At 56.2% G+C, this 18,833-nt stretch carries 19 protein-coding genes; 4 read left to right on the top strand and 15 right to left on the bottom strand.

Annotated features, from left to right (window positions below; all coding sequences use genetic code 11):
- Nucleotides 1-120: 120 nt before the first annotated feature.
- The 10 genes from CA54_RS28995 to CA54_RS28955 form a co-directional block, all read right to left on the bottom strand.
- Complete coding sequence (locus tag CA54_RS28995; protein ID WP_197532973.1) at nt 121-1,122, bottom strand: arginine deiminase family protein; 1,002 nt, start codon at nt 1,120-1,122, stop codon at nt 121-123.
- Between the two features lie 391 nt (nt 1,123-1,513).
- A complete protein-coding gene (locus CA54_RS28990) occupies nt 1,514-1,735 on the bottom strand; it encodes a helix-turn-helix domain-containing protein (RefSeq protein WP_390817776.1) in 222 nt (73 codons plus the stop codon).
- Between the two features lie 124 nt (nt 1,736-1,859).
- Nucleotides 1,860-4,289: a M56 family metallopeptidase gene (locus CA54_RS28985; protein ID WP_197532972.1), complete on the bottom strand. Its 2,430-nt coding sequence runs from the start codon at nt 4,287-4,289 to the stop codon at nt 1,860-1,862.
- Nucleotide 4,290: 1 nt separating this feature from the next.
- Nucleotides 4,291-4,683 carry a BlaI/MecI/CopY family transcriptional regulator gene (locus CA54_RS28980; protein ID WP_146374516.1) on the bottom strand — a complete coding sequence of 131 codons (393 nt, stop codon included), beginning with the start codon at nt 4,681-4,683 and terminating at the stop codon, nt 4,291-4,293.
- Nucleotides 4,684-4,917: 234 nt separating this feature from the next.
- On the bottom strand, nt 4,918-6,336 hold the full coding sequence (locus CA54_RS28975) for a terminase large subunit (protein WP_197532971.1): 1,419 nt from the start codon (nt 6,334-6,336) through the stop codon (nt 4,918-4,920).
- A 12-nt stretch (nt 6,337-6,348) separates the two neighbouring features.
- The gene (locus CA54_RS29700; protein WP_197532970.1) at nt 6,349-6,534 is read right to left on the bottom strand and encodes a hypothetical protein; all 186 of its coding nucleotides are present in this window, start codon (nt 6,532-6,534) and stop codon (nt 6,349-6,351) included.
- 56 nt (nt 6,535-6,590) lie between these two features.
- Nucleotides 6,591-6,998 (bottom strand): phage terminase small subunit P27 family, encoded by a 408-nt coding sequence (locus tag CA54_RS28970; protein ID WP_146374515.1) that lies wholly within the window; start codon nt 6,996-6,998, stop codon nt 6,591-6,593.
- Nucleotides 6,999-7,126: 128 nt separating this feature from the next.
- Nucleotides 7,127-7,564: an HNH endonuclease gene (locus tag CA54_RS28965; protein ID WP_197532969.1), complete on the bottom strand. Its 438-nt coding sequence runs from the start codon at nt 7,562-7,564 to the stop codon at nt 7,127-7,129.
- Between the two features lie 291 nt (nt 7,565-7,855).
- Nucleotides 7,856-9,160, bottom strand: coding sequence for an NAD(P)/FAD-dependent oxidoreductase (locus CA54_RS28960; protein WP_146374513.1), 1,305 nt, complete (start codon nt 9,158-9,160; stop codon nt 7,856-7,858).
- Between the two features lie 278 nt (nt 9,161-9,438).
- The gene (locus tag CA54_RS28955; protein ID WP_146374512.1) at nt 9,439-9,813 is read right to left on the bottom strand and encodes an FKBP-type peptidyl-prolyl cis-trans isomerase; all 375 of its coding nucleotides are present in this window, start codon (nt 9,811-9,813) and stop codon (nt 9,439-9,441) included.
- A 386-nt stretch (nt 9,814-10,199) separates the two neighbouring features.
- Between CA54_RS28955 and CA54_RS28950 the strand changes: the two genes are divergently transcribed.
- Together CA54_RS28950 and CA54_RS28945 are read left to right on the top strand one after the other, a co-directional pair.
- Nucleotides 10,200-10,571 (top strand): HTH domain-containing protein, encoded by a 372-nt coding sequence (locus CA54_RS28950; protein WP_146374511.1) that lies wholly within the window; start codon nt 10,200-10,202, stop codon nt 10,569-10,571.
- Between the two features lie 435 nt (nt 10,572-11,006).
- Nucleotides 11,007-12,038 (top strand): phosphotransferase enzyme family protein, encoded by a 1,032-nt coding sequence (locus tag CA54_RS28945; protein ID WP_197532968.1) that lies wholly within the window; start codon nt 11,007-11,009, stop codon nt 12,036-12,038.
- Here CA54_RS28945 and CA54_RS28940 read toward each other — a convergent pair.
- On the bottom strand, nt 12,033-12,968 hold the full coding sequence (locus CA54_RS28940) for an alpha/beta hydrolase (RefSeq protein ID WP_197532967.1): 936 nt from the start codon (nt 12,966-12,968) through the stop codon (nt 12,033-12,035). The two genes, CA54_RS28945 and CA54_RS28940, sit on opposite strands and share 6 nt — an antisense overlap.
- A gap of 281 nt (nt 12,969-13,249) precedes the next feature.
- Between CA54_RS28940 and CA54_RS29695 the strand changes: the two genes are divergently transcribed.
- Together CA54_RS29695 and CA54_RS28935 are read left to right on the top strand one after the other, a co-directional pair.
- On the top strand, nt 13,250-13,408 hold the full coding sequence (locus CA54_RS29695) for a hypothetical protein (protein WP_197532966.1): 159 nt from the start codon (nt 13,250-13,252) through the stop codon (nt 13,406-13,408).
- Between the two features lie 421 nt (nt 13,409-13,829).
- On the top strand, nt 13,830-14,225 hold the full coding sequence (locus CA54_RS28935; protein WP_197532965.1) for a DUF309 domain-containing protein: 396 nt from the start codon (nt 13,830-13,832) through the stop codon (nt 14,223-14,225).
- Between the two features lie 714 nt (nt 14,226-14,939).
- Here the strand turns inward: CA54_RS28935 and CA54_RS30305 are convergent.
- Genes CA54_RS30305 through CA54_RS28920 form a run of 4 tightly spaced genes read right to left on the bottom strand, consistent with a single transcriptional unit; the run spans nt 14,940 to nt 18,367 of the window.
- Nucleotides 14,940-15,131 carry an NrdR family transcriptional regulator gene (locus tag CA54_RS30305; RefSeq protein WP_390817760.1) on the bottom strand — a complete coding sequence of 64 codons (192 nt, stop codon included), beginning with the start codon at nt 15,129-15,131 and terminating at the stop codon, nt 14,940-14,942.
- Nucleotides 15,128-15,538 (bottom strand): DUF1937 family protein, encoded by a 411-nt coding sequence (locus CA54_RS28930; protein ID WP_197532964.1) that lies wholly within the window; start codon nt 15,536-15,538, stop codon nt 15,128-15,130. Before CA54_RS28930 ends, CA54_RS30305 begins: the two co-directional genes overlap by 4 nt.
- Complete coding sequence (locus CA54_RS29690; RefSeq protein WP_197532963.1) at nt 15,535-16,761, bottom strand: DNA modification methylase; 1,227 nt, start codon at nt 16,759-16,761, stop codon at nt 15,535-15,537. The genes CA54_RS28930 and CA54_RS29690 overlap by 4 nt, the downstream gene beginning before the upstream one ends.
- Nucleotides 16,762-16,798: 37 nt before the next feature.
- On the bottom strand, nt 16,799-18,367 hold the full coding sequence (locus CA54_RS28920; protein WP_197532962.1) for a ParB N-terminal domain-containing protein: 1,569 nt from the start codon (nt 18,365-18,367) through the stop codon (nt 16,799-16,801).
- Nucleotides 18,368-18,833 lie beyond the last annotated feature (466 nt).

Raw genomic sequence — 18,833 nt, 5'->3', positions numbered from 1 at the left:
ATGGAATGGAAAGGCGAATCCAATCCTATTCGACATGATTGCAGACGATCAAAGACTTACGTTGACGATTAACCGCACATGTGTTGCAAACGAATAACAACCGAAATAATTCGCTTGTATTTACAGCGTACTCTCTCTCACCAAGGGATGATGCCAGCAACGGAACGCACCGGCGTATTGGTAGACGGCGTCGAAGGGAGTTTCGATCACTTCCTGGCCAGCCTTTCGTAACGCTTTGCCGAGGTGAGGAAGATCGGTATGGATGATAATCGTCTTGCTATCCAAGACCAAGCCGTTGCAACCGAGCATTTCTTTCGCTTCGACATAGGGCAACTCGATCAACTCCCAATCCTTGAGGAAATCGGGTAAGCCGCCAACAAACGCTTCTTTGCAAATGATCGCCAGGCCTTCACGAGGTGTAGCCAGACAACAGTCCAAATGCAGAAACTTCTTGGCGAGCTTGACCTCGTGCACGTTGTAGTCGCTACCCAGAAATTGGGCGAGCCACTGAACTCCGGCAGCGTTACTTGCGTTACCCGAAACGCCGACATAGATGTCTTTACCGAGAAGGAAAACATCGCCTCCTTCAAGGAATGGTCCTGGGCCCCAGCTGCCATCCTTCTGTTCAGATGTGGGCACGGCGGGAGGCATCGACACCATCTGGGCGTTGCTGTTGGCGAGACGACCGGCAAGTGCACGCCGCTGTCCAAAACGCTCGCGACGCCGTAGTGGGAAGAACAACTCCGTTTCAATAAACTTGTTCCCAATCACAACCATCGGATCACGCGGGTAGAATTGAATCACACTTGGTGGGAAGATCTCGGAAAGGTAAGCACTTTCATCTTCGGTCGCTGCCTCCGGTCGATGCACCTTGACACCGCGTTTCTCCAAAATCGCGATGGTGGCGTCCATCTGTTTGACGACCTTTCCATACGTTTTTGGATCCGCTTCTTTTAAAGTCTTTCCGAGGTTTGCCTCGAAGAACTTGATTCCCTCGGAAGGGGCGTAATTGTAGACTGCATCGGGAAGTTTGCTGGGAATACGGACGTTGGGGATACCACAAACGACTTCCTTGAGCGTGCCCCATTCGTGATTCACCATGATCGGATTGCGTTCGGACACGGCTCTCTTCTCCTTTGCGTCGGCTGCCTGACTTCCACTGCTTAATGAGACAGTAGTCGCTGCGACGGCACCGGCAGAATATTTCAGAAACTCTCGTCGATCGACTGAATTTGGATGATTCTTCATTGTTGTATTCTCACGGTCTGAAGGGATTCAATTCAAGGAATGACGAAAAACTCACTGTTATTATAGACGCCGACGAATGGGATTCCAATTCGGACTGAAACGAAGTCCATTTTGAGATAATGCAAGCGTCGACTTCCAACGAGGCCCGGCTCTCATCTCGCATGGACAAATGCATCGTCCGAAAACCGGCATTCCGTCGGCATACGATCAATGCGAGTCAACGATGTCGTTGTCCGAGATAACGACCGGGAAATGACGCCTCTCATCACAGCCGCACGTACCGGTAGAACGTCGATCGCGATATCCGCAGTGTCTTACAGATAGCATCGATTTCCAGACTCTTGTCCGCGTACAGCTTCTTGGCGAGCAAGACCTTGGCTTTTCCGGTGGAGATTTTCGGTCGTCCTCCGGTGCGGCCACGGGCTCGCGCGGCGGCCAGTCCGGCCTTGGTTCGCTCCTGAATCAGCCGCCGCTCAAACTGAGCCAGCGCGGAGAAGATATTGAAGATAAGTTCTCCGGAGGTACAGGTCGTGTCAATCGCCCCCCTCGTTGTGCGGCCGAGACGATCCAGTTCTCAGACACGCCGGCAGTTGTGAGTGCTGCCTTGGTCGTTAATGCGGTTGGCTCGTGTCGGCGGGGTGGGGAAATTGGTGGCGGCGGACGTGATAGCTCAGGCCCCCGGCGTCATGTTCCAAGGCTTTGAAGACATAGAGCTCGCCATCGCTTGTCAGGGCTGCTGCCATGGCGTCGTATTTGGTTCCGCCGATTGCGTCACGTACGATCGGTTGGGGCAGGGACCATTCGCGTGCTCCCTCTTTTTCGATCTTTGCGATGAGTTTTTCGGTGGGAATGCTGTCGGCATCGATCCATGTCTTGGTCTCAAGCGGCATCAGCCGGGTGCCTCGCATGCCGATGAGGCGGAGGGCTTGGGCGTCGAAGACGATCTGACCGCGGCCCGGTTTGGCAAACCAGTTTTGCACATCGTCGAACGTCCAGGGCTTGCGCGGACCATCACCAACCCCGCGCAGACCGGGGGGCACGTCTTTGAGATCGATCACATGCTGATGTTTGCGGTATCCGCCAATCACGTTTCGGTTTCCCAAAACCCGTTCTGCTGACGGGAACGAAATGCGAATCACGCCATTGCCTTGTCCATACCCTTGAGGACGTTCGGTCCATGTTGTGAGTTCGGGAATAGGAACGTCCTGTGGTGCTGGGAAGCGCGCATTCAAATCAGCCCACACCGCGTGCGGCACGACGAACAACAACTCCTTGTTACCGCCATCGTAGCTCTTCATCTCCTTTTGGAATGCGGCGAATTGTTTGCTGGTGAGCGGTTCGTGAAACACCGGGACGAGCGGGTTGGCGAACTTGGCTTTCAATTCGGCCACTTTGTCGGCGTGCAAGTTTCGTTTATCAAAGGGCGGATCGAGGGCAGGCAGTGAGCGGATGTGTTGCAGTAGCCAGGCTTGTTGTGCATCGAGTCGCGATTGCTCCTTGCCATCTAACGGGCGACGGCGGAGCGCCATGAACAATTTCCACTGAAACGTGCGTACTTTCATTGGCAGATTCAGGTAAATCTCGTCGCGCTGCGCGGATGACAATTGATTCGCCTTGTCGGGATAGCTCGATTCCCAGAAAGTGGCAATCGCGCGGGTGAGCGCCTCGCGAAATTCTGGCGTGATCTGTTCTGGAGCGTACTTGGTGACGATCTCCCGAACTTCCTCTGCTGTACGATCCGCCATCTCATTGGTGGTTGGGGGGAGTAATGCGGCAACCTGGGCGGCGCGCTGCTTGGCGAACGCTTCCCGATCAATATCTTCCGGCGGCGCGGCCACCGCGTCGTTATCCCGTCGCGGTGTGTCGCCTCTTTCAAAAGCGGACACGCGGGCGCGATCGCCGACACCGATCACCGACAATCCCAATACGGTGATCAACGCCCCGGCTAGCAGTCCCCGGGCAACGCGTTTGCCGACTGGCTGGTGTGATCGGGCACGGTCGAGAAGTGAGACGATGCGACCTTCCAGTTGTGTGGAACGCGTGATCGCGACCCCAGAGACGAGCCGCGGTCGGCGATAGGCTCGCGCAATGTCAATCAGTTGCGCCGCATAGTCCGTGACTCGTTCGCCGGTGCCCACGACGCAATCGTCGCACGCCGATTCGCTCTCAATCCGCACGTTACGCAGTGCATACCAGGCCAATGGATGAAACCAATAGATGGCGCAGGCCAGTCGCGCTAGGGCTTGAAACAGTACATCCCACCGTTTCACGTGCGCCAACTCATGCAACAAGACCAACCGTCGCCGCGCCGCCGTCCAGTGTTGGGAATCGCGAGGCAGATAGACAACCGGAAAGAAGACGCCGGACGTCATTGGCACCACGCCATCTTCCGTTTGCCGCAACGTGACAGACCGTGACAGTCCCAGCCGCGCCGCCGCTTCCGCGCACAGATTCGTCCAGACCGGGTCCGTCATACGCTGCGAGCGTCGCGCCTGCCGGACACTGGCCGCCAATCCCAGGAACAACGGAGTTAGAAATAGAAGCGTCCCTGTCATCCAGGCACTGGCGAGTAGGTTGCGCGCGGTGGCGGATGAGGCGGACGCCATCGCCGGGCGAATGAGCGCCACCTGATCCGATGTCTCATCCGCACGCGTTTTGGTCGGGGCAGCGGACAGCATGAGTGGTACCGCCGTTTGATCGACTTGTTGTGACGACTTGGCTCCGTCTGTTTGAACGCCAGTTGGCCGATTGGTGGGAGTGGACGCCGGAGGTGCGACGGAGACGACAATGGTCGATGCGGCGGGCAAGACGGGAAGTCGCCACTGCGGAGGCAGCAACGCGCCGCACGGGATCATGCAGGCGGCGATCAATCCCAGACACCACACTCGGTGCCGCAGCGCTGCCGACGCCTGCCGCAAACCGGCCGTGGCTAGTGCCGTCATCGCCAATACGAGGGTGGTTTTGATGCCCGCCTCGATCAGAACATCCGCAACGAACGGATGCTGCAACAGCGCAATCGGATCAAGGTTCGTCAAATTCATCTTATTGACCATCCTTTCGCGCCTGGGCGATCAGTTGTTCAAGTTGGTTCAAGTCGTCGTCGGTCAAGTCGACGGATGAGACGTCAAGAATGGCAGCGACCGCGTCGGTTGGCGAACCGGAGAAGAAGGTGGTTAGCAACTGTTTCAGTGCGGACTGGCTGGCGTGGTGCCGCGATTGCGTCGGCCGATATACATACTTGGTTCCTTCACGGCGGTGCCGCAAGAATCCTTTGCTTTCCAGCAGTCGAATCATCGTGCGCACCGACGAATAGCTGGGCGGATCGGGCAGTCGCTGGAGGACGTCCCCCACCGAGGCCTCTTCCAATTCGTAGATCACGTGCATGATCTGCCGTTCGCGCCGGCCGAGGTCGTGGTCCGATTTTTTTCGTGCCATGGGGTGAGCTCTTTGTCGTCGACGACAGGGGCGTCGTGACGGTTCGCGGATGTGGCAATTAATTCACACATGCTAATCTATTGCCACACTGCCTGGTCTGTCAAGCGCAAACATATGAAACGCCAACACGGATGCCCGGCACCAACCTCCTGAGCCAGCAAGTCTGGCACAAACCTTTTTGAATCTCCCCGATTCTCAGCCCGCCAAATCCATGTTTGCGCTCACATACCTGCGTCAAAGCGACCGTAGCCCGTGCTTCTCGTACACACTGGTGTACTGGTCCTGCGTGCTCGCCCGATCGAGCCCCATGATCAACGCCACGATGCCGTCGATCCGTTCCACGCTCTTTTTCTTCGACGGTTTCCAATTGTCGGCGGCGGCGGTTTCGATCGAGACGTTGCCGGCCATCCAACGCAGCACCGGGTGTCCGGCATGGGCCAGTTTGCGGCTCAATACCAACTCTTCGAGCTTCTTCGTCGGCGCGCTCATGCTGGCATAGCCCTGGCCGAAGGCGACCATCTCGAAGCCGTCGCCCTCCAGTTGCGTCGCCAACTGCGTGGCGTTCCAGCGGTCGATGGCGATTTCGCGAATCTCGAACTGCTCGTTGAGTTCATTGATCCGGCGGCGGATGACGTCGTAGTCGACCACCTCACCGGAGGTCGCCTCCATGTGGTCGTCCCGAATCCATTGCACGTACGGCACACGGTCGCGACGTTCCCGTTTGCGGGCGCCTTCTTCGGGAACCCAGAACAGCGGTAGCACGTCGGCCCGCCCCTCGTCCTCGTCGGGAAAGACCAGCACCAGTGCCGAGACATCTGTCGTGGAAGAGAGATCCAACCCGCCGAAGCAATCTCGCCCGCGCAGATCCTCCAGCGGTGTGTTACAGGCATCCCATTTGTCCATGCTCAGCCAACGCACATCCTGTTCAGTCCATTGATTCAAGCGATAGCGGCGGAACGAGTTTTCTTTCGCTGGCGACTCCTGGGCTTCGGTACAGTCCTCGGCGAATTGGTCCGCGTTGATCGTGATCCCGAAACTGGGGTTGGCTGTTTTCCAGACGTTGGGATCGGTCCAATCCGCCTCGTCACTGGCCGCAGCGACAAAGGGAAAGAACGACGTATCCTCAATCGTGCCGTCGAGCACCTTGAGTGCGTAGTCGTGTTGTTCCCAACAGATTGAGTGCCGGTCGTAGCCGGCGGTGGTGATCGCCAATTGCAGTGGTTGCCTTCGCGAGGCCCCCGCGTAGCGTAACGTGTCCCACAGATCACGGGTCCGCTGAGCGTGCAGTTCGTCAATCAGCACCGCATGTGCGTTGAGACCTTCCTTGGCTGGGACGTCGGCGGACAGCGCCTTGTAGAACGACCGCGTGCGGTGATACACGATCCGTTTCGTCGAACGGACGACCTTCAACCGCCGGGTGAGATCGGGCGATTCGTCAACCATGTGCGCCGCTTCACCATACACAATTAAAGCTTGGTCACGGTCGACGGCGGCGCTGTAGATTTCCGCTCCCGGTTCGTTATCGCCGACTAGCAAGTACAGATTCAGCCCGGAGAAGAGCGTGCTCTTGCCGTTCTTCTTGGGGACCTCAATATAGCCTCGCCGGAACCGCCGCGTGCCATCGGGACGTTTCCAGCCAAAGAGCGGAGCCACCACCTCTTGCCACTACCAATCGAGTAGGTCAAACGGCTGACCGGCCCATTGGCCTTTGGAGTGCCGCAGGAACTTGCGGAAAAACAAGCGGACCCGTTCGGCAGCGTGGAGGTCGAACCAGCAACCATCAGCAACCGCCCGCTCGTCGGCGGACGTGCGTATCCAATCCGAAGTCAGCGATTCGACCTCGCGCGACATTAGCCCGCCTCCAGAAACAGGTCAAACTCATCCACGGCGCCGGCACCTTCGGGCAATTAGATCCGGCTGCGGCTGCTGGGCGTGAGTCCAAACTCAACCATCAACTTCCGCATCGCCTCCATCGCCTGATCCGCGACGGTCAGGTAAGGGCTTTTCATGGGGAAGCCCTTCGCCGGCGATTTCACGATCGTGCCATACTTCTTGACCTGCTCTTCGGCATGCACCCACCGCGAATACGCCACGCAGTAAGCTGCCAGGGCCGAGCGATCGGCCAACGTCAGCAGGCCCATGTCTATGAGCACTTTCGCCGTGCGGAACCATTCAGCGCGAGCGATGTCGTCAAGATGCTCGGGGCAGTCCGGGACTTCAGGCTTAGCATGCGGTTCGCGAGCATTGAGCGGTCGTTTACCCGGATTTCCCTCCAATGTTTTCAATGCTGTTGGCTTTGGTTTGCGACCTCGCATGACATGCTTTCCAGCATCAAATTGATGCGAAATGATGCTTTACCCAACTTCACACCCCCCGGTCTCCAATTTCGCGGAAAAACACGCATCGTTGGCGATGTGGTATTGGGGGTTGAGTCCTTAGGGATCTAAGGTACCCCCCTTAGGGACCCGGTCATCTTTCCACCGGCAGCGACCCGGTCAGCATTCGGCGCGGTGGCTCCGGTCGTATACTTCCGTTTGTCCTCATCCGTTTTCAGCTTGTGATGCCGACGGCAACGCGTCCGCAGGTTGTCGAGGTCGAGCCGCAGGTCCGGGCGTACGTCGATGGGGATGACGTGATCGACTTCTAAGTTCCGCGTATTGACTACACCGTCGTCCAGGCAGTCCTCGCAATAGGGATGCCGTTTGATGTGGATGCGCCGCACCTTCCGCCAACGTTCGTCGTACCCGCGCTGTGCCGGGGTGCCACGTCGCTCGTCCGACCAACGGTGCGATGCCTCGCGGTTGTGATCATCGCAGAACCGGTCCCGCGTCGTGTTGGGACATCCGGGATGGCTGCAGCGGGTCTTAAGCTTGGCGGGCATGCGAACGTCCTCCGTGGAAACCATTGCAGGTATTCTACCCGGCGAGCTACGCGGTGAAAGACTGAATCGCTGCCAATCACAGCCAACGCAGAAAATCATTACGCATCTAGCGTTCGGCTGTAGAAAATCTTTCGCTTTCCAACTCGTACGTGACGATTTCCCACCCGCAACTACGGCAACGATTGCGGCGACGTATCTGCCCCTTGGGTACCACCCGGCTTCACGGCTTTAGTCAATCGTTTCTTAGTACCCAATTGGGCCATCGAATGATTGTGTCGGCGCGGAAGTAGTTTAACGGGGCATGTCATCGGTCGTATCGACTAGCATTTCTTCCGACTCCAATTGGTTCATCCTCCATTCTTTCTCGACAATCAGACGTGCGCCTCGGCGGAACGTCATATATGACCAAGCCCATTGAAGTACGACAAAGAAGCGGTTTTTGAAACCAGTCAGATAGTAGATATGCACGATCAACCATGTGACCCAAGCAAACCAGCCCGCGAATTTGAATCGACCAATCTCCACGATCGCGCGGCTTCTTCCAATCGTTGCCATTTGACCTTTATCGAAAAACTGAAATTGCGTTCGCGGTTTGCCACTCAGCTCTTGGACAATTGTCTTTCCAATGAAGCGTCCCTGTTGCAGTGCAACTGGCGCGGTTCCCTGTAACGGTCTGTCCGTTTGGTGTGTAAAGCACGCCTGGTCTCCCGCAACGAAAACATTCGAGTGATCCGCGATGCTGAGGTCTGGTTCGACGATGACTCGGCCGCGGCCATCGACTGGCATTCCGTTGGAACGACCAATCTCAGAAGCTTCAGTTCCCGCAGCCCATAAGGCTGTCGCTGTCTGAATTCTTTCGTCACCCATCTCGACTCCATTCGCATCGACGTTGGTAACGATTGAGGAGGTCCAGATCTGTACGCCCAGTTTTTCCAGATCCCGCGCAGCACGCCCTGCCTGTTCTTCGGAGAACATCGGCAAGATCCGAGGACCAGCTTCGACAAGTATCACGCGTGTCAGCCGTGGATTGATACGTCGAAAATCTCTGGCCAATGTATAACGGCTCATTTCTCCAATTGCGCCAGCCAACTCCACACCGGTTGGGCCTCCACCAACGATGACAAAAGTCAAATACTTCTTCTGTTCATCAGGCTCTTCGATACGTTCAGCTTGCTCGAATGCTGCCAAAACCCGACGACGGATTTCAGTCGCTTGGGCGACGGTCTTTAACCCAGGAGCGAACTCTTCCCATTCAGCGTGCCCGAAATAGCTGTGTGTCGCCCCGCAAGCAATGACCAAATAGTCATAGTGGAGTACGCCGAAATCGAATTCGACGCAGGCACAATCTAGTTTGATCGATCGTGCTTCCCCTTGCAGCACATGAATATTGCTGAATCCCGAAAGGATGCTACGAATCGGTGCCGCAATATCGGCTGGGCTGAGCCCCGCCATGGCGACTTGGTACAGCAGTGGCTGAAAGAGATGGTGATTCTGACGATCAACAATCGTCACCGTTATCCCTGCTGCGTCACCCAAGGACTTGGCAGCATTCAAGCCGGCGATTCCGCCCCCAATGATTAACACGTGAGTAGCCATGTTTGTTTTTCAGATCATTCTGAATCCAAAAATCCTTGAGTTTTCGAGACACGGTCGGGAGTTATCGAAGCGTGAATCTCCCCATGAAGTACCATTCCCATCAAACGCATGAGTTTCTGATGCGTTCATACTGATTCGAAAAAGTAAGGCGGTCTAGAACAATCGCTCAAAGACACTGCTCGGCGTAAATCAAAAAAGGGCGTTAATTGGTTTGTCCCACATGCGAGTCAGCGCGGCGGCTTCTGGATACAACTCATGTGGACACGTCGACTCCGCGATCAGTTAATGCTGATCAACTCGACGATGAAATGCAGCGTTGCATTCGGTGGAACGGCGGCACCGGCCCCCCGTTGTCCGTATCCCAACCCAGGAGGAATAGTCAGTTCAATCATTCCGCCAACACCGACCAACTGCATCCCTTCGGTCCAGCCAGGGATAACTCCCCCCAGCGGGAACGAAATCGGTTCACCCCGTTTGTAGGAACTGTCGAATTCCGTTTCATCATCGAGCCAACCTCGGTAATTGACAGTCACTGAATTGTTGGGGTTCGCTTTTTCTCCGTCTGATTTTCGCAGAATACGATACTTGAGTCCCGATTCGGTTTCTGTGAATTCTTCCGGCGCATCATCATCAACGGGGCCTATATCACTCATTAATCGCTCCTTGTCGATTTTCGATAGTCTTCAGATTGCTGAAACAAAGCTTAGTCTAAGTGGTTACGGTCGGCAGATACAACTGAAGCACTCTCACGGATTATTTTGTAGTCAAGTGGTTCGGTATTGGTCGTAAAGAAATGCCCTCTACCGCACCGGGGTCACGTGGGGCGTTGTCGTTGGTACCGTTGGCCATTGCTCAATCCTCCGCGTTTGGTAGCGCCGTGGGGCCTGTGTTCGCCCCAAATTCTTTTCAGCGGAATCCTGTGGAATACTACCAGATGTCGCTGGATGTTCGTTCCAGATCGAGGTAACTGACTGTCCTGTCGGTGGCCGTGTTGGCTGCCGGACAGACACAAACCCCATAACTCGAAAGGGACGACACGATGGCCACGAAGAAAACCACGGCGAAGAAGGCGACGACAAAGAAGACCGCGACGCGGAAACAGGCTACGGCGAAGAAGGCTCCCGCCAAGGCAGCGACGAAGAAACCCGCCGCCAAGAAGGTCGCTGCCAAAACGGGCGTCAAGAAACTGAGCGCCCTGGACGCGGCGGCGAAGGTCCTCGGCGAAACGAAGGAACCGCTCAATGCCAGGGGGATGATCGAACGGATGGCGGCGAAGGGCTATTGGATCAGCCCGGGTGGCAAGACGCCACACGCTACGCTCTACGCGGCTATCCTCCGCGAGATCCAGACCAAGGGGAAGGAGGCCCGTTTCGCCAAGACTGATCGCGGGCACTTCGCGCTCATTAAATAGCCCGATCCCGGCTCAGATCGCCTCGCACGCCCCACGTTCACCACGTCGGGGCTTTTTGTTGTTTGTGGTAGTTTTCGCCAAACCTCCGCATCAGTCGGCGTACGAACCAACGTTGTAGTCTTTTGGAACGCAGACTGCACGAAGGGCAATCTCCGGCGAGGTTCGGTCGCGATCAACGTGGTCATCCCAGCAACTCGCGTTGCCGACCAGTAACGCTTATTCCTAGGCATCTAGACTGGTCGATGCCCCTATCACAGGTCAGGGCGACCGAAACACCAAATTGCATCCTACTAACCGGGGTCGGAAGATTTCACCGACGGGCGAAGAGTTGTAACGACAAAGAGTATCGATGCGATCTTCCAAAACCGGCTGCTTCAATTTATGATCGGTATCAGAACAAGAAACATTCCAACAGAGGCATTCGGGTAGCAAATCGTGGACCCCAATCACTTACCAGTAGGAGACACTTCGCCCTATCACGATGCCCTTGCACAATGTGTTGATCACTGGGGACTGGTTCCCGGTAAGACGGAGTTAGTCCGCGACGGTGTCAATCATGTGTTTGCCACGGAGTTCGTGAACGGTGACCCGGTGATTATCCGCATCAGCGACGGTGCCCTGCGCAGTCGAGGCGAGGTGTTGGGAGAATTGCTCTGGCTCGATCACTTGATCCACCATGGCTGCACGGTCACGACACCGATTCCTTCACGCGGCGGAGAACTGCTTGAGACAATCGAACTGGACGTGGGCACAATGCACGTCTGTTGCTTCAAGCGTTTCAGGGGGCAGCAACTCGACCCGGCGAACGATGCACAGTGGAACGACGAACTCTTTCTAAAACTTGGCCGCGAGACCGGCCGCATCCATCGAGTTTCGGACGAGTTGCAATTACCTGCCGACCGTAATCGCTGGCATTGGTACGAGAGCAAACTCGGGCAGTTTCCTGATCCTCTTCCCTCAGCCTTCAACCCGCAAGTTGCCGACGCAATGCAAGCTTTCATAGATGAATTGCGCGGGCGACCGACACCGTCTCGTCACTATGGACTGGTCCATCGAGACCTTCACTCGGGGAATTTTCTTGTCGAGGATGGCGAGATACAGATCATCGATTTCGACCTTGGCTGTTACGGCTGGCGGACGATGGACTTCGCCGTCCTGCTCTTTTCGCACTACTACTATCCAAGTCTCCGAGTCCCGCACACTAGCTCCGAGTTGGCCGGACATGTCCTGGCAATGATGGTACAGGGCTACCGCGACGAATACACTTTCGACCGCGAACAGTTAGACACGGTTGGAGACATGATCTTACTACGTACAATTCTCAACTACATCATCATGGTGCCAGCCGTGGAACATTGGCAGATCGCGATGGGCGATCCACAACCGCCCGTAACAGAAAGCCTAACGTGGATCGAGCAACTCTGGCTTGACGGCCACAAACTGCAAGTCGACCTTAGCCAGTTATAGCCGGGCCAGAAACGCCGCAATGTCAGCGTTGGCTTGGGCGGACGCCTCTGGGATCAGTTCGTCCTGCATAAAGAAACTGTGCGGCATGGCGGCATAGACGTGATCCTCGACGTGGGCGCCTGCGGCACGGGCACGGTCGACAAAGATCCGATTGTCTTCACACATCGCATCTTGCTCGCCAATCACGACCATCAGCGGTGGCAAACGAGACAGGTCGCCATAGACAGGGCTTACATAGGGGTGGCGCCAATCCTCAATGCGCGGCACGTAGCACGACCGCCCGAAACCGAAAAGCGTCAAATCCTGAATTGGGTGATTCCAGGCGGACTCGACAAAACCGGGCACTTCTTCATAGACCATGTTCGTCGCAGGGCACAGGGCGAGCACGGCCTCAGGCGCCTGTAGATCATGATCCGCCGCGTAAAACGCTGCTGCGGGTCCAAGGTTGCCGCCAGCGGAATCGCCACCCACGACAACCGGTCCACTGCCATTCTTCTGACAGTGTTGTACAACACCAATCACGTCGTGCAGTGCGGCGGGGAATGGGTCCTCTGGCCCCAGGCGATAGTTCACTGCAATTACCGTCCACCGAGTTAAGGCAGCCATTCGCTTTGCCCAGGCCAGATGCTTTCCCGAGATAGGCGAAATCCAGGCACCGCCGTGCAGATAAACCCATGTGCCGGTCCCAACATTTGGCGGCGTAAAACGTGTGACCGACACATCGTTGCCGTCCAAGCCGCGCAGGGTGGTCTCTTCGCGTGAAACCTCTGGGAAGAGTTCCAATCCTGAGTGCGCAGGGTTTCCCCACGAGTCGCGTATTTTGGCAATCAGTACGTCGCGCAGTTGAGGCAGCTGACAGACACGGTCATAGTATGCCTTCGCCGGGCCCGGCTGCGTCCAAACATTGGTTCCTTCTTTGAACACACTCACCTTGCATCCTCCGCATACACGGCCAAAACTCAACGATCGCAAACGCTCCGCTCAGGAAGAAATTGTACCGGACTTGACGGACCGAATAAATACGACTTGACACGAACCCCGAAACTCGAAAGGGACGACACGCTGGCCACGAAGAAAACCACGGCGAAGAAGGCAACGACCAAGAAGGCCACAACGCGGAAACAGGCAACGGTGAAGAATGCGGCTCCCAAACCAACGAAGACCAAAATAAACGCCACCAAGAAATCCCCCGCAAAACGGACGAAGAGAAAATGAGCGCTCTCGATGCGGCGGCGAAGGGCTATTGGACCAGCCCCAGCGGCAAGACGTCGCACGCCACACTTTACGCCGCTATCCTCCGCGAGATTCAAACCAAGGGAAAGGAAGACCGGTTCACGAAAACTGACCGCGGCCACTTCGCGATCAACTAATAGCCCCGATCCCTACCCAGATCGCCACAGACGCCCTACATTCGCCACGGCGGGGCGTTTTGTTGTTAGGCGTAGGCTTGGGCAACGTCCCTTTACTTGGCCACTCGGCCCAATATTGTCGCGATTTCTGGAGCACTCCACTGGAGGCGAAGTCCTGCGGTTCACGGTAGACACGACTGGGTCATTCCGATAACTTCGCGTCACACAAAGGAAACACTCGACGAAATACGTCATCTGATTTCTGGTCTCACCGTGATGAAGTGTACGCGTGGCTGCAGCAACTCGTCGACTGCCGACACGCCGGTGCGTCACCTTAACTCTCTGAGCCATGCGTGAACTTCAGACTAATTTCCCTGATCTCCCGCCGTACACTTACGTGCCAGGCTACGCGCCTCACCCGGTCTCTGATCCGGATGGACACATGCAGCAGATCAGCCTACCCGAGACGTGGTCTCAGCAGGATCATCTGCAGTGGGGGAGGCGGTTGTTCGAACACGGCTATTACTGGGAATCCCACGAAGCCTGGGAACACTTATGGCTGGAACTCGGGCGAACCTCGGAAGAAGCACTTACAATGAAAGGGATGATCAAGCTCGCAGCCAGTGCCGTCAAATGTCGCGAGGGCAATTCCACCGGCGCGATCCGTCATGCATCACGAGCGGCCGAACTGCTGCGTCCGGGTTCAAATTCGGTCCTGTTCGAAGACTGCAATCTGAAAGCTGCCCGCGAATCAGCGAAACGAATTACCGAATCACCTCCCGTCGATCATGTCGCTCCGTCGGACCAGCCTGTGCCGCTACCTGGACTGCAAATCTAAAGGTCTGAAATTCTCGGACGAAGTATCATTTCCTTCATGCTGCATCGTGCGAAGAAGCCAGAGTTATTCCGATTGTCTGATCGCGAGGTACTCAATGCCAAAATCGGGTCTTGGTTTCTTAGAACAGGTGAATTATTTTTCTCCCGTGCGGCAGCTCTAAGCCTGCTGACGCTTTTCTCAATGACGAAGATTTGAAGCAAGCCGTTCTGGAACGCTCGCCCCCCAGACGCAGGCTACCTGGCGATGGGTGGCGACCTGTTACATTCTGTCGTTCAGCCACAGGCAACATTCAGAATTACACCAGGTGCTGAAAAACTCGCTCCGCCAACTCATACATCAATTGGGAAGGTCAATAGTCGACCGTGTTCTGGCTTTAATAGGCGGTGACACTGAATCCATAACGTACGTCGGACACATCCACCGAACGCAAATCGCGGTGTCTCAAACTGACAGAAATTGGACAAACCTGCCCAGCTTAGTGTTTTGTCCAACTGCAGGCGGTGAAGGAGACTTCTGCAGTTCCGCCACTACATCGACGACAACTTGGCAATCGCCTCGAATCCCCAATTCAACCACCAGCTTTGTGACGAATGAGGGCGTGTCCTGAGCGGGCTAAACGCTACCTTCGAATGCCTCCACAAAAATCAACAGCGCGAAAAATGACGATTTCGGCTCGGGTACAATGACCTCTATCCGAAGTGCTACCTGACAGGATTAACCACTTCCTGCTACCCGCTCCCAAGTCGTAACACGCTCGCCACAATTCCGGCATTCCCGTCGCCGCACCAACCTTTCGCCTTTTGCGGCTCGCGTGTAGATCACACGTAAACGCCGATGGCCGCAGGCACCGCACTGCAGGCCACGCTGCAGATCCGATGTCGCAATTTTATCTTCTCGCTTTTTCATCCTGCTCGTTCTCCATCGCCACGTTGGTGAATCTGCCCCATCCGGTCGCTCCGGCTGATCCCGCCATGCCCGACGTTGGCTAGCGACCCCGCATCGAGGTAGCGCACGGGTTTGTTCTGCTCCTTCGCGGTCTCGATTTCCGCCGCAACGCCCACACTCGCCAGCCAGCCAGCCAGCATGAGCACGACCACCTCATCACACAGTTCCAAGAACCGGCGGTCGTGTGCTTCCCAAAACGACCAATCCGTCGGCACGCCGTACAGCGAAATCGCATGGCCATGCGCTACCGGCGAAAACACCACTTCACCGGAACGAATCAACCGCGCCGCCACACGGCACGCTGCACGAAACCGGCGCTCGCGAATGATAGCGTCCGGATGCGAGTAAGGTGATGCCAAATAGATCACGCCTTCACCTCCTTGGTGGCAGGAATTCGCTCCGCCTTCTGGCCCGTAAATTGCTCCCAGCGCTCGACGGCAACATCCACAAATGTCGGTGCGATCTCCATGGCGAAACAGCGGCGGCCCAGTTGTTCCGCTGCCAATATTTGTGAACCGGAGCCACTGAACGGCTCGAAACAGACATCGCCGGCGCGTGTGTGCTTCCGCATCGGGCGTGCGAAAAGCTCGACCGGTTTCTGGGTCGGGTGTTTATTTCCCACAACGCGGGCCTTACCTTCCCAGTCGACATTCCAGACTGAATCGACCTCGTGCCGGCCGTCGTGATCCGGCTGGCTGCCACGGACCCAACCCAGCATGCAGGGCTCGTGCCGGAAGTGCCAATAGACGCGGCCAAAGACCGGCGTCGGCTTAACCCAAATAATTTGCTGGTTGTCTAGAATGCCTAGTTGATCCCAGGTCCGTTGAATCACACCGCACCGTTTGTGCGCGTGCCAACAGTAGATCGCCGCCTTGGGTGCGACCACTCCGAGAACGCAAGTGAATAGCTGCGTAAAGAAAGCATCCGCATCGGAGATGTCGATCTCCCGGTAGGTATCTGACCAATCTTTCCCGGACTCATTGGGCCGATCACCGGTGTAATCAACGAGATACGGAGGATCAGTCGCGACAAGCGCGGCTTTCTCACCGTCCATCACGCGCAAAGTATCTTCGATTGATGTGGAGTCACCGCAAAAAAGTCTGTGGCTGCCCAAAAGCCACAGGTCGCCGGGTTTTGTAATTGGCTCGTCCGGCACCTCCGGTACATCATCCGGATCGGTGAGGCCTTCTTTCACCTCACCACCAGACCATTTGGCCAACTCGTCCTCGCTGAAACCGGTCAGTTCAAGGTCGAACCCCATCGCTTGCAGGTCGGCCAATTCTAGCGAAAGGAGATCCGCGTCCCATTCAGCCAATGTGGCCGTCTGGTTATCGGCAAGCCGATAGCCTCTGATCTGCTCGGGCGACAAGTCCTTAGCGACGTGAACGGGCACTTTTTCGAGTCCCAATTTCTGCGCCGCCTTCCAACGGGTGTGCCCACAGATAATGATCCCTTCCTCATCCACCACGACCGGCTGGCGAAACCCATATTCGCGAAGCGATGCCGCCACAGCATCCACCGCGCCATCATTGACGCGTGGGTTCTGCTGGTACGGTTTGATCTCCGTCAATTTTCGTTGCGAGATTCTCATTACGAACGTCTCCTAGAATTGAATAGTTCACATAACCTCAATCGAGGTCATCGATCAGCGTTTCCCGCAGTTGCCGTCGCTTCTCAGTCAGTTCGCTCTGCTCTCGTTGTTCGCGGTTTACCTCCGCCTCGAATGCGCCCAGATCAAGTACTCCTCGAATTGCTGCCTCTGTGATCTCTCGGAGTTGCTCGGATGTAAGAGATTCCAGTTCCCAGGCCCGGTCGCCGTGGGCTTCTACAAACCGTCGATAGCGCGACGAGGTCTCCTTCGAGAGCTGACCTTCGTGCAGATCCATCGATCGAACTTGTTCGGCAGTGAGCGCGGCCTTCACGATCCGCAGTCGGTCGGCAGGAACGTCGAATTCGTCACGAAGCGAGATGCCGAAGCTAGCCGGGATGTCTTCGCCTTCTGGGTCAAAGTCGCTGACCACGATAACCACAAGTTTTTCGCGACTGCTCTTGTTGAAGCGATCGACCATCTCTTTGCGGGGCGGCAACGACGAGTAACCGCGCCCGCTGGTCATGGGGAGCGTGTATTTGCCAGCGACGCTACGGAGTTGGCTGGCGACCGTGTTTTTCTCAACGAGCAACTCGATCCAATTCGGCTGGCTCTGCAATAGATCACGCCAATAACCAGTCAAGAATTGATCGCATTCCCGGCGGACGAAGTCCCCCACACCGCGATGCGTGTCCCACACCACTACAGGCCGCGTCTCATCGGAGATGGCGTCAAATGGCACCGAACCGTCCAAGCGGAGCCGGGTTAGCATATTGGTGACGTCGTCGTAGACGGGTGGAGTATTGGCAAAGGGTACGCGTGTGCGGTCGTTACGGACCAATCCAGGGATATTGAGTAGGCGGTAGAATACAGATCGATCACTCAACGGCCAGTTGTGTCTCTCGGCGTTTACAACGGAAACGATTGCTTCCCGCAGTTCCAGTTTGTCCCGAATCGCTGAGCGGCGTTTGCGCTTGCGTAGTGGCACCGTCGCGTTTCCTTCAACAGCGGCAGCGTCACGTCGGAACCGGCGAACCTGAATACAGGAGACGTCCGACATCAATGCCACCTCCTCGCGGAGTTGCTCAGCAGTGGTTTTGATGCGTTGCCGGTTGAAACTAGCCAGTAGTCGCAGGAATTCGTCTTGGTCTCCGTTATAGGAGACGTCGTGTCGAATACGAACTGGGAGACGTTCGAGCCCCAGCCACTGTGCTGCCGCATGACGACGATGACCCGAAAGAATGTAACCGTCACCACTGACGACAATGGGCTCCAGAATGCCATTTTTGCGGACGTCCTCGACCAACGCCAGAAAGGATGGTTCAGCTTCGTCAACCGGATCGTAGAGTTGGTCGTTAAGTGGAGCAGGCGAGATCGCCAAAGTACACACTACGTGCAGGCATGCCTCGACGGACTGTGTACTTTGAGGACGAAGGAGAATGCGACCTTCCTCTTCAAGCCGCTTGCGATGGTTCGAGACGGTCCGGTTGCTGACGCCGACCGCGAGGGCGATTTCGCGATCACTCAATAATCGCCAGTGCTCGATGAGCGCATCCCGGACACGGTCTGACTTCCGTTGCCGGCTGGTTGAGGACATCCTCACGGGCATGGCGCGACCTCCTCAGCGAAAGTAGCAATTAGGTGCCAACCCGATCGTTCACCCACCTTTTGCACTAGACCACGGCGTTCGAGACCGTTGAGGTACTCGCGAACCCGGCGCGGCTTCATATTGACCGTGGTGGCAAGCTGTGAGGTGCTAACGGCGGTTTTTCCTAATATGGATATATTTGGGTTTACCGCCGTTAATTCTCGAAAGGCGTTCAATATGGCCACACTTGAGTCATTGAGGATTTCGACCCCGGTATCGGAAAGCGGTAGGCCACACTCCTCGTTACTAAGGACCACCACCTCGCAACCGGTCTCCAAAATGCCTCGCCCCTCCCCGTGCCAAACCCTCTTCGTAACCATGCTCTTTGGACCTGTTTTTTGAAACCCAGTAGTAGCAAGGGTTTACAAAAGTTCGAGTCCGTCACGGTGGCTCGAAACGTAACCAACCCTCTTCGAACTTTTTTGAA

It is taken from the genome of Symmachiella macrocystis (genome assembly GCF_007860075.1).
GTDB lineage: Bacteria > Planctomycetota > Planctomycetia > Planctomycetales > Planctomycetaceae > Symmachiella > Symmachiella macrocystis.
This window is presented reverse-complemented; position numbering and strand designations above follow the sequence as displayed.